Origin of the sequence: Jannaschia helgolandensis (assembly GCF_900109285.1) — a bacterium.
Classification (GTDB): Bacteria; Pseudomonadota; Alphaproteobacteria; order Rhodobacterales; family Rhodobacteraceae; genus Jannaschia; species Jannaschia helgolandensis.
In genome coordinates this window covers 106,373-120,842 of sequence record NZ_FNZQ01000001.1, presented here as the reverse complement: position 1 = coordinate 120,842, position 14,470 = coordinate 106,373, and the positions used below count along the sequence as shown (strand labels likewise).

Here is a 14,470-nt window from a genome sequence, read left to right as displayed (position 1 = left end):
GATGAGACTGGAGGCGATGCGCGACTACGCAATAGTGTCTGTGGTTGTTGGGGTGATCGCGGTCGGAGGAATCGTGGCACTGCGACCCGACCCTGCAATAAAGTTCGAAGCAGATCTGTCGCGTATGGAACCCGAGGTGGCGTTGAAAGAGCTGCGCCAGGCAGAGGGCAAGATTGTGTTTCACGACAATCTTGAGCTTGTCTTTGGTCGGCTATCCTTGGCGGACGGTGATCTGGACGGGGCCCGCAGGTCGTTCCTGAGGCTGCTGTCGCAGGCTGGGCCGTCCGAGGATATTCTTGAGACACTTGCGGGTATAGAAGTGACAGCGGGCGATTTGTCCGGTGCGGCGGTATTTCTTCGGCAGGCATATGATGCCTATCCGACGCCGGATCGTCGGGTGCGCCTTGGCGGCTGGTACAGATCCCTGCGCATGGCCGAAGCCGAGCGTGCGCTTCTTCTGTCCGTCGATCCGACAAAGCTTTCGGTCTGGGAGGCCGAACGTCTGGGGCGCCTGCTGATTGCCGCCGGGCGGGTCGATAGCTACGAGAGACTGCTCACGTCATTTGCCGAAAGCGACATACAGGAGAACCTCGCGTTCAAGAGGAGGTTGCTTGAATTCCTGGTCGAGGCGGGACGGCCAATGGAAGCGGTGGACGTTGCAACGCGATGGGCCGAAGGGCCCAAGGGCTCTGAGGCGCTCGAGACTTCGGTGCGGGCATTGATCGGACGTGGTGCAATCGATGCGGCAATTCTGTTGGCCCGAGAAGGATTTCGCGTGTTACCGCAGGATGGGTACGTGGTCGTGGCTGTCTTTGCCAGTAGCGGCCATGGTGGTGTTGCGCGCATCCTGCAGGCGGAATGGCTCTCGACCCGCGACACCCTGAGCGAGGCGGAATGGGCGGCGCTGTCCCTTCTTGCGGAAAGCACCGGCGATATGCGGGGCTTGCAAAGCGCGCTTGCGTCCGAGCGCAAACTGGCAAGCCCGCGGGCGACCGGGCAGGCCCTGATGCAATTGGTGCGTTATCGCGGCGCCGGAGCCCTGGTCCCGTATCGCCAACTGCTGAGCGAGGAGATTTTCAAGGAAGCACCGCTGGTAGGCGCAGCCTGGGCAAACTGGAGAGGTGATCAGCCCGCGACCTACAGGCATCTGGTCGCCGCGGCGAAATACCCGCTGGGAGAATGGGACCAGCTTATCTGGATGTCGTTGCTCGAAGGGCTGCGCGGCAGCCCTTTGCATCGAACGCTTCTGACGGGCGTGGTGGACAATCCGGACCTGCGCTATCGCTTGCGCGAAAGCATCATTCCGTTACGGCCGGCCGACCTGACGGAAGCTGGATCGGAGGGGCAACCTGGTTGAAGGCTTCGTCGGCGGCGATATAGGGATAAAAGCCCGATTGCGCCGCCTTCTTCGCAATTGTCTGGCGCAGTTTTTCAGGGTCCTGGTCCGGAAATTGAGTCAAGACATCGAGCGACAGAACGGCGACTCCCTGGTCGCGAAAGTCCTGTTGCAGCGCCTCGATCGTGCCGGCGTTTGTGGTCGCGGCCGAGAAGTTTTCGAGCATGATGGCTTCGATGGCGTTCAGATAGGATGAAAAACCGGCCTTGCCTTCGGGTCCGGGCTCTGCCCCGGCTGCATCGCGACCGATGAAGACGCCATTGTTAACAACGATATATGCATCGCATTTCCATTCGCGGGCGCGGGCTGCGATCAGTTCGACCAGCCGCATCATTTCAAGCGCGAATTCCGGGGCATCCTCGGGACTTTCGGGACGGTTACCTGTCGGCCAGCGGAGTGTGCCATCAAGCGCCTGAGTGTAATAGTGCAGCACGTCGTCCAGAAAGAGGCCATCGATGCCCGTCTGCATCAGACGGTCAACCCGCGCCAGGACGATGCCCTGCCAGGCTTTTGTCCAATAGGCGGCAAGATGCTCACCACTACTGGAGGTGGGGCCGTACCACTCTGGAAGGTCATCGGGCGATGCGGTGTCAGGTTCGGTAACAAGGTCGATCCAGTAATCGCGATAGGTTTCGATCTCGCTGACATTAAGGTAGCCGAGGGTAGGGCGGGTGCCGTCCCTGTTAATCTTTGCGATCTCTTCGGGGCTGAAGAAGACCTCGCGGCCAGTCTCGCTGTAGGTCGCGCCGATCTTGGTTACTTCGAGGATCAGAAGGCCGTGCGGCTGCTGGGACAGCGTTTCGGCACTGTATGTAGCTCCCCAGTACTGGACGCCGAACCCCTTTTGCAACGCCGAGGCAAGCCGTGCGGAGCGTAATCTTGCACTGGACATGGCACATTCCCGGTCGGGAGGCTGGAGGGCAGAAGAAGCATCCTGGGTCATAACGATGAGGGCGGGAATGCTGGCAGCGACGAATCCCAAAAAGGCAGCTGGCCGAAACAGGGACATGAGGTTCAAGGCAGATATTTTCCGAAAGGCGCTGCTCCCCGGCGCAGGGTTGGAGCGGACCGGGGGGCTAAGTGACCAGAGCCGTCTGTCGCTGGAACGCCCAATGATCGGCGCACATCCGGGATAGGTCACGGGTCGCGCACCATTGCAAAAGGGCAGCGGCGCGCTTGGGATCTGCAAGTGACACTGCCGCGTCACCCGGACGACGATCTGTTACGCGATAAGGGATCGCAAAGCCGCAGGCGACCGAGAACGCCTCGATGATCTGAAGGACGCTATATCCTGTTCCGGTGCCGAGGTTGATCCGGAGATGGCGATCTTCGGGAGAGGTATCGAAAAGATGCTGGATCGCCGCGACATGTCCGGACGCAAGATCCACCACATGGATATAGTCGCGGACACCGGTTCCGTCGGGAGTGTCGTAATCCGCCCCGAAGACCTGAACCTCCTTTCGCAAACCGATGGCCGTTTGCGCCACGTAAGGAAAGAGGTTGTTCGGTACATCCTTGGGGTTTTCCCCGATGAGACCGCTGGCATGGGCACCGACCGGATTGAAGTATCGCAAGGAGATTGCGCGGAAATCCGGTTCCGCGACGGCGAAATCGTCAATCATCTCTTCGATCATCAGCTTGGTGCGACCGTAAGGGTTCGTAACCTGGGTCGGCGCGGCTTCCGGGATCGGTAGAACCTTCGGGACCCCATAGACCGTGGCCGAGGATGAAAAGACGAGATTCTTTGTGCCGACGTTGCGCATTGCCTGCAACAAGGAGATCGCACCAAGAAGATTGTCGTGAAAATAGAGCATGGGATCGGCCACGGATTCGCCGACGGCTTTCTTGCCGGCAAGGTGGATGACGGCATCTATGTTGTATCGGGAAAGGATCTCCTCGACGACAAGCCGATTGCGGACGTCCCCTTCGACAAGGACGATTGTGCCGGGGGCGATTTTCGGAATGCACGCCACGGCGCGACGGTCTGAGTTCTCGAAATTGTCGAAGATAACGACCCGGTGTCCGGCCTGGAGGAGTTCGACAACGACGTGCGATCCGATGTAGCCGGCACCACCTGTCGCCAGGATGGTCTTGCCCGATGGGGGCTTTGTTGGAGGGCGCATCATTCCACCGTGACTGATTTTGCAAGGTTGTGGGGCCGCGCCAGCGAGGAAAGAAGGATCCGGGCGACCGGTCGATTGGCGATCACACCGACAATTCCACACATAAGCGAGTTCTCCTCAGGCGTTTTGCGCAATTCCAGGCTGAAGCTGTGCGATCCCGGCGGAGGCACAATGCAAGCTAGGATACGCCGTCACTGGCCTTCCCGGTGGAAGATGGCTCCGCCGGATTACCGCTCTGATCCATCGTGACCTCCTCGGTAGCCGGGAACATATATCCATCTGGCCCAAAGGGCGTTCTGTGCGAGTCGCAGATCGTTATGACGCTTCGGGATGCGTAATGGAAGAAGCTGGAGGAATGGTCAGGCAAAGAGGAACGGATCGGTGACGATGTCAGCAGATGAAAGATCCCCCTGGTTGAGGCCCGCCAGAAGCAGACGATCCGTGTCACCGAAAGTCAGCTCTAACCCTTCAGCAGTGTCTACGAAGGCGCCCCACGCAGCCTCGGCATCGGCAAAGCCGAAACCTGAAAGCTCCAGCGTGTCGATCCCGGTCGCGAAGTCGAGGATCGTGTCGAAAGCATCGCCAAGACGGAAAACAAAGTAATCATCGCCGCCGCCGCCGGAGAGGATGTCATTGCCGCCGCGCCCTTCAAGAGTGTCTGCTGCACTGCCGCCAAGTAGTATATCGGAGCCGGCATCACCGATCAGAAGGGTGCCCGGTGCAAGGTAGTCGACCGAGGCCGTGTTCAGGCCAACAGTATCGAAAGTCAGCGATACGGATCCGGCATCAGGCAAGGTCGCGCTGTCGGCACCGGTGATGCGGATGGGTGCGCTGTCCTGCGACCTGAGAGTGACGAGAACCTCTCCGCGCCCCGAGAAGCTGAAGTCGAGATCGGACCCGTCGCCAGAAACGGACAGAAGATCGCCGCGCATCGGTAGTGCGGAAATGCGCGTCACGTCCGCCATCTCAGTGCCCAGCGTAATCTCGAAGGTTCCGCCGGAGCTGGGCAGGAAGACGGAATCGCTGTCCCATGCGTACCAATTGGTGACGGATGCAATCTGGCCCTCCTTGCCGAGGTCGATCGCGAATTTCCCCGCGTCGCTGGAGCCGACAGTCACGTTCACAACATCGCCCACACGTGATGTGGTCAGGCTGCTTGCCGAGAAACTCGCGATACGTTCGGCCAGGTCCTTTCCTGTGACGAACTCGGCTCCGGATGCAGCCGCGGCCGCGATAAGCGTTTCATACATTTGAAAAGTATAGACCTGCCCAGGGGTTCCGAGGTTCCATTCGGTAGGTCCGTAATCATGCCAGGGAAATGCAAGGATCGGGGTCGTGCCGTTGGCGGTCAGTGCGGCGAATTCCGCAAGCCACGTGGCTTCGGCCTGTTCTGGGGTCATGCCGTTAAAGCCGACAAGCGAGAAATCGAAAGACATGTTGGGGGCCAGATAGACCCGATCGTTCTCACCGGGCGTCAGGTATCCGAAAGCACCGGGGTAGCCCGCCCCGGTCCCCGAATACCCGCCGCTGATATAGTCGAAGAACTGGATGATCTCACGCGTGGCGTCGATCCGTTCCGGCGCACCGGATACTGCGGCCCCAGTGACCTGGATACCCATCTCGCGTTCGATAACCAGTTTGGAATATTCGAACTGGAAACGGTATGATGCTTCAAGGACCGCCTTTTCCTGAACGGTCAGGTCGGCGGGGTCGATGGCGTTGGGGTTGGTGGGGTCGGTCCGTGCCAGTGTGTCAGCCAGAATGGCGTTGAACTCGCTCGCTGTCATGTCCGGATAAACGAAGTTCCGCGCCTGCAGAAGCTCATCCGTCACCACATCGGGGAAAAGCAGGTTCGTATCAACGGCATGTGTATAGGAATGGGTTCCGATCTCGCTCTCAAGCGCCAGAAGCCGATCGTAATAGGGCTTCGAGACAGACCAGTCGGTCTGCTGATCGGGCGGGTTGGAACCGATATTGACATAGTATGACCCGACGAAGCCGTAGTTTTCGTACCAGGTCTCTATGATCGGCAGCATCGCATCATAGATGCCGGGAGTCTGTCCGCTGACGTCCCACGTCTCCTGCGACTGGTCCATGTCATTGCGCGAATAGAAGATTGAGCTGTTGCGGGTCATCAGCAGCGAGATGTCCGGCGCATTATCCTGAAGAACCCAGTCGATCGCCTCGCCCAGGATGTTGTTGTTGCCCATGATCGCATCGGTCGCGAAATGGACATTGCGCCCGGCGGTCTGTGTCGCAATGACGGCATCGTAGGTGCCATCACTCACAACTTGTTCGAAAAGAACCTGCCCTGATCCGGTGGTGTCGGTGAAGTTCAGGTATGAAAGGTTGCCGTAATTGCCCACGACCTGCCCGTTGGTATAGCCATCGAGGATAGGGTTGGCCGCATTGGAGGCGTTAAGTGTAATTCCCTGAGTGGCGCCAAAACCTTCGAGAGTGACACCCAGTAGAGCGTTCATGCGGGCATAGGAGTTTCCGGGAAGGGCCGCGCCGGTTTCATCGTTGGTCAGGAAATTACCTGCGACGATCATGCCGACTCCATAATCCTGCGCTGCGGTCGTCAGGGATGCGGCGATGGTAGCAGCCTGGCTTGCCTGAACGTTCGAAAAGCCGGGGAATACGATGGCATCGTAACCGGCCAGGCCGGTCGGATCGAGCAGGTCGGCCTCGGTCAGCAGGTCGAACGGGATTCCGGCCTGCATGGCCTGATTTTGCGCGGCCATGAAAAGCTGACCATAGGCCGTGATGTCATAGAAGTTTGCAGCGGTGGTCGCCGAATAGACTATCGCAATGCGTGACTCGGGCGCATCCGTCGGCGGCGGCAGGGGAGCACCTACGACAAGGTTCGCACTGCTATAGTCGCCCGGCAGGAAAACAGCGTCGTTGACGTCGGCGAGAATCCGCACCTGATCAGGTGCCCCCGAGAGGAGATCTTTCGAGATCGCGACCTCAAACCCGGTTCCGTCGGCGGAAAATCCGAAATCGAGATCAGCAATATAGGTGCCGCCGGCAGCACCACTGTAGAGTCTGGCCTGGCCATCGGCAGTGATGTTGACGTTGTATTCGGCCCCGCCGGCCCAGCCCCAGATCTGATAACCTGTGGTGCTGTTGAGGTCGGTATCAAGCCAGATGGTCGTGTTGGCACCGATCGTTGTTCCGTCCGACTCGATGGCAAAGACATACTGGTCACCAGCGGCATCCACGACAAATTCGCCGCGCAACTGGTACCCACCCTGGGTCAACAAAATGCTCTCGGGCGTCCACTCGGAAACCGACCCGTCCAGAGTGATGCCGCCGATGACGGGCGTGGGCTCGGATCCGACGATGAAATTCGCGTTTGCATAACTGTTGGGAATGAAGACCGAGTCGTTGACGTCGGCGAAGACCCGCATCGACGCTGGGTTCCCGACAAGTGCCCGATCCAATGCGATTTCGATCACGGTGCCATCTGCATTGTATGCAAAGTCGAGGTTGGCCACGAAGGTCTCGCCCGCGGCACCTGTATAGAGGCGCGCCTCGCCATCAGCCGTGATGTTGATGTTGTATTCGCCGCCCACGGCCCAGCCCCAGACCTGATAGCCGGTCGCGGTGTCGCGGTCGGTATCCAGCCAGATCGTGGTATTCGCCCCGATCGCGGTACCGTCGGTGGAAATGGCGAAGGTGAAGACGTTATCCTGAAGGTCGCCGTAAAACGCATACCCCGCCGCGCCGGTAGCGGGCGTATCAAGGCGTGTGGCTGCATCCCAATCCACAAGATTCCCATCAAGGGTCTTGCCTCCGGTGACGACGCTCGGGCTTGGTTCGGCGACAATGAAATTCGTGTTTGCGTAGCTGTTGGGAAGAAAGGCGGAATCGTTGACATCTGCATAGACGCGAACTGCGTCAGGATTTCCGGCAAGCAAGGATCGGTCAATACGGAACTCAAGAACACGCCCATCGGCGCTGCGGACTGCTTCGAGCTCGGCGACCAAGGTCTCTTCCGGACCGCCGGAATAGAGCCGCGCGGTTCCATCGGCCGCGATCTCGACCTGATATTCTGCGCCGCCTGCCCATCCCCAGATCTGGTAGCCCGTGCCCCGGTCGAGGTCGGTGTCCAGCCAGAGCGTGGTGTTCTCGCCAATAATGACGTCGTCAGACGTGATCGCGAAATAGAAGTAGTCAGGATCGGCAACGCCCCATAGCCCGTAGCCCAGGGTGCCGGTAGCAGCCGTATCCAGTCGTGCATCCGGGGACCAGTCCGAAATGGAACCATCGATCGTCGGCATTGGATGCCTCCCTCTGCTATCGTCACCGAGAACAAGAACCAGACGCACGTTCCCGCAAACGGCTCTGTGCGCCAATCATCCTGAGTTGGAAGGGCCGGATCAATGAGCGCGGCGGTTAATGAACTTCAGGTGAGGAAATGACGAAACGACTAGCGACTAAAGGAGAGCGCGGTTCGTCCAAGGGAGAGAAATGGATAACGAAAAGGTGCGAATGACATTATATCGCGCCGGATTTGCCGAAACCGACTCGTTTTGGTTATGCAGCCATGTCCGAAACTTGCGCCGATTGACGAGACCTAAATACTCATGAACCTGCGGTCAGGTCGATCCGCTGGCTCAGACACTTAATGATTCAGGCGCTACATGTGAAAAGTTCGGACGTCAGAGTCAGGCCGATACGTCGCTGCGTTGCAGTTTGAGCGGTTCGGTCCGCATCAGGCGCAGGACATGGGCCATAAACGGCTTGGAGGCGTCGACTTCGCGGACCGCCGCGTAAAGCCTGCGGGTCACGCCCTTGGCGGTCAGCGGGCGGGTCACGTAGTCGGAGTTGTATCGCACCTCCCGAACGACCCAGTCGGGCAGGACGGATACCCCCCGGTTCGATGCCACAAGCAGCAGGATCACAGCGGTCAGTTCGACTTGCCGGATCGCCGCAGGCTCCACCCCGGCGGGCGTCAGAAGCTGGCTGAACACGTCGAGGCGGGGGCGCTCGACCGGATAGGTGATCAGGGTCTCGCCCGCGAAATCTTCTGCCTCGACATAGGGTTTCGCGGCCAGCGGATGAGAAGATGACGCGAGGAACACCGGCTCGTAATCGAACAGTGGAGCAAATTCGACACCCGCAAGTGTCTCTGGGTCGGAGGAGACGACCAGATCGACCTCTTCTTTCTGAAGTGCGGGCAAGGCCTGGAACTGCAAACCGGGGCGGATGTCGACGTCGACTTCGGGCCATGCGCGGCGAAACTGCTCCAGCACCGGGAACAGCCATTCGAAGCAGGCGTGGCATTCGATGGCGATATGCAGGCGACCCGTTTTGCCGGATTTAAGTCCCGCGAAATCCTGCTCCACCGCTTCGACCTGCGGCAGCACCTGTTCGGCCAGACGCAACAAACGCTGCCCGGCCGCCGAAAGGGTCATCGGCTTGGAGCGGCGGACGAACAATTCCACCCCGATCTGATCTTCGAGGTTCTTGACCTGATGCGACAGAGCGGACTGTGTGATGTTCAGTCGGTCGGCGGCGCGGGCCAGCCCGCCGCAATCTTGGATCGCGCGGATGGTGCGGAGATGGCGGAACTCCAGATGCAGCTTCATGAATCGTGTCCGGCTCATGTTGATGATGAAGATTATGAGCCTGTCTCACGAAACCGGATCGGGGCACAAGGGTTCAATTGCTAAAGGAACCGCCATCATGCCTGCCGTCTCGTTCGAGTTCTTTCCACCTAAATCTCTTGAAGGCAGCTTTCGCCTCTGGGATTGCATCTCAACACTCGCTCCTCTGGCCCCTGAATGGGTATCGGTGACCTATGGCGCGGGCGGCACGACACGTGAATTGACGCGGGAAGCGGTCGGCACCCTTGGTAAGCAGTTCGGGCTGCGGGTTGCCGGGCATCTGACCTGCGTTGACGCCAGCCGGGAAGAGACGCTGGAGGTCGCACGTGGCTTCCGCAAAGCGGGGGTCGAGGACATCGTGGCACTGCGGGGCGATCCGCCCAAGGGCGCGGACGGCTTTGTGCCGCACCCCGATGGTTTCGCCAATTCGGTCGAATTGATCGCCGCGCTGGCCGATGATGGTTTCAACGTGCGCGTCGGCTGCTATCCGGATGTCCACCCCGAGGCAAAGAACGCCCAGGCCGATCTGGACTGGCTGCGTGCCAAGATCGACGCCGGTGCGTCCGAGGCGATCACGCAGTTCTTCTTCGACGCCGAGACATTTCTGCGCTTTCGCGACCGCGCGGCGGCGGCTGGCATTGCGGCACCGATCATTCCGGGCATTTTGCCGATCGAAGATTGGGCCAAGACGTCAAAGTTCGCCGAAGCCTGCGGTGCGATTATCCCCGATGAGCTGCGGGCGGCCTTCGAAGTGGCGGTACGCGATGATCGGGCCGATCTGCTGGCCATCGCTCAGGCGGCGGAGCTTGCGGACACGCTGGTCTGCGAAGGTTGCGATCATCTGCACTTCTACACTCTCAACCGGCCCGAGTTGACACGCGACGTCTGCACAGCGCTTGGCCTCGCCCCGCGCCCCTCGCTCAGCCGGGTGGCCTGACCGGAAAGACGCGGCTAGGGTCCGGGCAAGCGCCCTGACCCGGAGACTGCGGATGTTCGTCAACACGCCTGAAGATCTTGCATCCAGAGATCGGGTTCTGTCCATGTCGGGCCGCGACTTCATGGAGGCGGTCCGCGACGGACAGATACCGGAACCACCGATCGGTCGCATACTGAACTATCGTCTGGTCGAAGTTGACGACGGCAGGGTCGTCTTCTCGGGCGTGCCGGCCTTCGATCACTGCAATCCCGTGGGGGCGGTCCATGGCGGCTGGTACGGTACGCTTCTGGACAGTGCGATGGCCTGTGCCGTGATGACACAGGTGCCGAAAGGCAGTTTTTACACCACCCTTGAATACAAGGTGAACGTCGTGCGGGCGATTCCGTTAGGCACCGAAATACGGGCCGAAGGCGTTGTGCAGCACATCGGTCGATCCACCGGTGTCGCCGATGGGTGGATCAGGGGCGCGGCGGATGGGAGGCTTTATGCGACAGGCTCCACGACATGCCTGATCATGCAAGGTTAAGAGGCCGCCCGATGGAAGACCGTGTCACCGACAGTTTTGCCCGACAAGGCCTTATGCGCACGTTGGGCGCGACGCTGGAGCATGTCGGCGACGGTGTCGCGCGCATCACCGCCACCGTCTCCGAGGCCACCAGTCAGCACCACGGCGCGGGCCATGCCGGCCTGACCTTCGCGCTGGCGGATACGGCGGCGGGATATGCGGCGCTGACGGTGATGGAACCGGGGTTCGAAGTCGTCACGTCCGAATTCCGCATCTCCCTGCTTGCCCCGGCGCGGGGACGTCTGGTCGCCGTAGGTCGGGTGATCCGGCCCGGACGGCGGCTGATCGCAGTCGCGGCGGATGTGCATGGCGAGGACGGGGCGCATGTGGCGACAGCGCTTGGCACGATGGTCCCCGTCAAGCCTGCCCCGGCCAGCCAGAACGACTGACGGGATCATCCGCCTTCGCGGACGTCGTCAATCATCTGCTGCATCTGTTCTGCGTCTATCAGGCCCGGCGCACGGGCTTCGCCGATCACGAAACTGGGTGTGCCGGAAAAGCCCAGCGAACTGGCAAGCCGCATGGTAGTGTCGATATGCTCCTGCACTGCGGGATCTTCCATGTCGGCGCGCAGCTGGTCGATGTCGAGACCAAGCTCTGCAGCGGCCTGGAGGGTCGAGCGTTCGTTGACCCGCCCGCGCATGCTCATCAGGGCCTTGTGCATTTCGGGGTATTTGCCCTGCGCGCGAGCGGCCAGTGCGGCGCGCGCGGCAAAGACGGAGCCTTCGCCCAGGATCGGCCATTCGCGATAGACGATCCGCACCTCTTTGTCTGTGTCCAGCACTTTGGCCACCTCGTCCGCCGCGCGTTTGCAGTAGGGACAGTTATAATCGAAGAACTCGACCACGGTGACGTCGCCATCAGGGTTGCCAATCACAGGCGCGTTCGGGTCGCGTTCCAGCGTATCCCGGTTGTTGCCCAGCGTTGCCTGCGCCTGTGCTTCGGCCTTGGCGGCATCGCGTTCCTGAAGGATGGCGACGGCATCCATCACGATCTGGGGATTTTCGAGGATGGCCTGCAGGGCCAGCTCCTTGATCTGTTCTTCGGAAAAGTCCTGCGCTGTGGCGGGCAGAACCGACAGGGTTGTGGACAGGGTCAGGGCAATGAGGATGCGCATGGCGATGGTCCTTCTGGGATCACGGTCGGGGATCACGGGGTCGTGACAGGGTGACCGTTACGATGCACAGGTGCAAGCGCGCATGTCGGTCACGTTCGCGTCAGTTGTCCGGGGTCGTCTGGCGGGCCTCAAATCGCTGTCATATGAGTTGTCCATGTTTCGTATCCTGATCCTGATCGCCCTGTTGTTCGGAGCCCCTTCTCTGGCGGCGACATCCAACACGGTGCAGGCCAATACCGTCACTGCCAGGTTGGTCACGGTCGAGGATGGGGTCGGCCCTGGTAGCGAGACGATTTCTGCCGGTTTGCAACTGGTGCTGGAGGATGGCTGGAAAACATATTGGCGATCGCCGGGCGAAGTCGGGCTACCTCCCGATCTGTCATGGGACGGGTCCGGGAATGTTGCATCGGTCGATCTGGCATATCCTGCGCCAAGCCGGTTCGAAGCCTTCGGGATTCAGAATTTCGGCTATGCCAAGGAAGTCGTCTATCCCCTGACCGTTCGGTTGATCAAGCCCGGTGAACCCGCGCGATTGGTCCTGACGGTGAACATTCTGGTCTGCGCCGAGATATGTGTGCCGGAAACCCTGAACCTGACCCTGGATATTCCGGCGGGCGGCGGCATCGACGCCGAGGCCGCAGCACTTTTGTCTGACTGGATCGCGCGGGTGCCGGGCACGGGCGACGAGGCCGGCATGAGGCTGGAAACCGTGCATATGGACGACACGACGTTGACGGTTCTGGCCAGGTCCGAGCAGCCGTTCCTGTCGCCCGATATCTTTCCTGAGCGGGGCGATTATGCTGCGTTCGACCGGCCCGAGATTGTTCTGGCCGATGGCGGGCGAACCATGTTCGCGACGCTTCCCGTTCTGAATCCGGGCGAAGGCACCCTCGACCTGACTTTGGTGGACGGCCGCCGCGCCGACACGATCGCGGCCACACTGTCGCCGGTTGCGCCAACGCCGCCCGCCGTTGGGTCGGCGATCTGGGGAGTCTTGCTGATCGCGCTGCTGGGGGGGCTGATCCTGAACATAATGCCCTGTGTCCTGCCTGTGCTATCGCTCAAACTGGCCAGTGCGCTGCAGGCCCGGGACAAATCGGTCGGCCGTGTTCGCGGGGGCTTTCTGGCGTCGGCGGCGGGGGTGTTGGTGTTCTTCCTGGGCCTTGCGGGCGTGGTGATCGCACTGCGCGCGGCGGGCGTTACAGTGGGCTGGGGCATGCAGTTCCAGAACCCGACGTTTCTGGCGCTGATGATCGCGTTGGTCGTGCTGTTTGCAGCCAATATGCTGGGCCTGTTCGCGGTGAATATCGGGCAGGGCGCGATGACCGGCATGGCAAAGATCGGGGGAAGCGGCGGGTGGGGCGGCGATTTCACCACGGGGATGTTTGCCGCCGTGATGGCCACACCCTGTTCCGCGCCCTTCATCGGCACGGCGATAACCTATGCGCTGACCAACGGTCCCACGGAAATCGTCGCCGTCTTTGCTGCGATGGGCGTGGGACTGTCGTTGCCGTATCTGGCCGTCGCGGTCCGACCCACGCTGATTCAGCGACTGCCTCGTCCGGGCCGCTGGATGCGAACGGTGCAGGTGGTGCTGGGCGGGCTGCTGCTCTTGACTGCGATCTGGCTGATTACCGTTCTGGCGGCCAGCGCGGGCGCGCGCACGGCCGTAATCGTGGGCGTTCTGGTCCTGTTGATGCTGGGGGCGCTGGCGCTGCGGCGGCAGGCCGTCGTGGTCGGGGGCGCAGGCGTATTCGCGGTGCTGGCGACTGTTCTTCTGCTACCCTCGGTGACACCGGCGGAAGCCTCGGTCGATGCCGGGTGGGAGCCTTTTTCGGAGGCGCGCATCGCGCAGGAAGTCGCCGCGGGCAATACCGTCTTTGTCGATGTAACGGCGGATTGGTGTCTGACCTGCAAGGCGAACAAACGCCTTGTCCTGGACCGCGACCCGGTGTCGTCGGCGTTGGCCGACATCGTGGCGCTTCAGGCCGACTGGACGCGCCCTTCGGATACGATTGCCGCGTTCCTTCAGGCCAACGATCGCTTCGGTATTCCGTTCAATGCGGTCTATGGTCCCGGTGCGCCGGACGGGATCGTTCTGCCGGAACTGTTGACCGATGCCGTCGTGCTCGATGCGATTTCGGCGGCGGCTGCGAACTAGGGTCTGACAAGACGCGCCAGATGCCGGTCGACCAATGCGGTTTCGCCAGGCGTCAATTTCTGCGCACGGGGATAGGCCGGGTCGGTTCGGTCGTCACGGATTGGCGCGTCCCAGCCGGAGGTCGTGGCAAAGAACCGGTCCACACCCTCTTCGCCGAACTCGATCAGATAGCCCTGCACCACGACATCGAGATAGCTGCGCAGGATCGGATGGGCACGATCAGGGGCAGGGTGATGCCCCTCGGGGATGTGATATATCGACGGCCCTTCCGGCAGGGGCACGCGCAGATATCCCGCCTCCCGCGCATCCAGCGCCTCCCAATCGCCCATCGGCACCTCTGCCGTCAGCCCGTCGATCTCGCCGTTCGGGTCGGGCACCGCGGTCAGGAAGGGGGCCGGATGCAGCGTCGTATGCCTCCAGGCACGCCGCCAGCCCTGTATCGTCAGGGGGGTGCCACCCGGATAACTATGCGTCCGGCGATTCACGAGGCTGCCATAGCCGAAGAAGCGATGCATCTTTTCCCCTTGCGCGTTACCGGTCCGGTTTCCTATAGGAA

11 protein-coding genes are annotated in these 14,470 nt (G+C 61.0%); 5 read left to right on the top strand and 6 right to left on the bottom strand.

Features of this window, described 5'->3' with window-relative positions:
- The first annotated feature begins 1 nt into the window (after position 1).
- Positions 2–1,357, top strand: coding sequence for a tetratricopeptide repeat protein (locus BMY38_RS00555; RefSeq protein WP_092758777.1), 1,356 nt, complete (start codon positions 2–4; stop codon positions 1,355–1,357).
- Here the strand turns inward: BMY38_RS00555 and BMY38_RS00550 are convergent.
- The 4 genes from BMY38_RS00550 to BMY38_RS00535 all read right to left on the bottom strand — a co-directional run bounded on the left by BMY38_RS00550 (position 1,299) and on the right by BMY38_RS00535 (position 9,110).
- On the bottom strand, positions 1,299–2,414 hold the full coding sequence (locus BMY38_RS00550) for an endo alpha-1,4 polygalactosaminidase (RefSeq protein ID WP_217638774.1): 1,116 nt from the start codon (positions 2,412–2,414) through the stop codon (positions 1,299–1,301). The genes BMY38_RS00555 and BMY38_RS00550 overlap by 59 nt on opposite strands.
- 58 nt (positions 2,415–2,472) lie before the next feature.
- On the bottom strand, positions 2,473–3,519 hold the full coding sequence (galE, locus tag BMY38_RS00545; protein WP_092758773.1) for a UDP-glucose 4-epimerase GalE: 1,047 nt from the start codon (positions 3,517–3,519) through the stop codon (positions 2,473–2,475).
- 359 nt (positions 3,520–3,878) lie between these two features.
- Positions 3,879–7,805, bottom strand: a complete 3,927-nt coding sequence (locus tag BMY38_RS00540; protein WP_092758771.1) for a hypothetical protein — start codon at positions 7,803–7,805, stop codon at positions 3,879–3,881.
- Between the two features lie 387 nt (positions 7,806–8,192).
- Positions 8,193–9,110, bottom strand: a complete 918-nt coding sequence (locus tag BMY38_RS00535; RefSeq protein ID WP_092761034.1) for a LysR family transcriptional regulator — start codon at positions 9,108–9,110, stop codon at positions 8,193–8,195.
- A gap of 103 nt (positions 9,111–9,213) precedes the next feature.
- Here BMY38_RS00535 and BMY38_RS00530 point away from each other — a divergent pair, with 103 nt between their 5' ends.
- Genes BMY38_RS00530 through BMY38_RS00520 form a run of 3 tightly spaced genes read left to right on the top strand, consistent with a single transcriptional unit; the run spans position 9,214 to position 11,025 of the window.
- Positions 9,214–10,071 (top strand): methylenetetrahydrofolate reductase, encoded by an 858-nt coding sequence (locus BMY38_RS00530; protein ID WP_092761031.1) that lies wholly within the window; start codon positions 9,214–9,216, stop codon positions 10,069–10,071.
- 52 nt (positions 10,072–10,123) lie between these two features.
- Complete coding sequence (locus tag BMY38_RS00525; protein WP_092758769.1) at positions 10,124–10,597, top strand: PaaI family thioesterase; 474 nt, start codon at positions 10,124–10,126, stop codon at positions 10,595–10,597.
- Between the two features lie 11 nt (positions 10,598–10,608).
- A complete protein-coding gene (locus tag BMY38_RS00520) occupies positions 10,609–11,025 on the top strand; it encodes a PaaI family thioesterase (protein WP_092758767.1) in 417 nt (138 codons plus the stop codon).
- A 5-nt stretch (positions 11,026–11,030) separates the two neighbouring features.
- Here BMY38_RS00520 and BMY38_RS00515 read toward each other — a convergent pair whose 3' ends face one another.
- Entirely contained in the window at positions 11,031–11,753 is a 723-nt protein-coding gene (locus BMY38_RS00515; RefSeq protein ID WP_092758765.1) for a DsbA family protein, read from the bottom strand.
- An 82-nt stretch (positions 11,754–11,835) separates the two neighbouring features.
- On the opposite strand from BMY38_RS00515, the gene BMY38_RS00510 reads away from it, so the two are divergent.
- Positions 11,836–13,914, top strand: coding sequence for a protein-disulfide reductase DsbD family protein (locus BMY38_RS00510; protein WP_245737456.1), 2,079 nt, complete (start codon positions 11,836–11,838; stop codon positions 13,912–13,914).
- Here BMY38_RS00510 and BMY38_RS00505 read toward each other — a convergent pair.
- Positions 13,911–14,429: a gamma-glutamylcyclotransferase family protein gene (locus BMY38_RS00505; RefSeq protein ID WP_092758763.1), complete on the bottom strand. Its 519-nt coding sequence runs from the start codon at positions 14,427–14,429 to the stop codon at positions 13,911–13,913. The two genes, BMY38_RS00510 and BMY38_RS00505, sit on opposite strands and share 4 nt — an antisense overlap.
- Positions 14,430–14,470 lie beyond the last annotated feature (41 nt).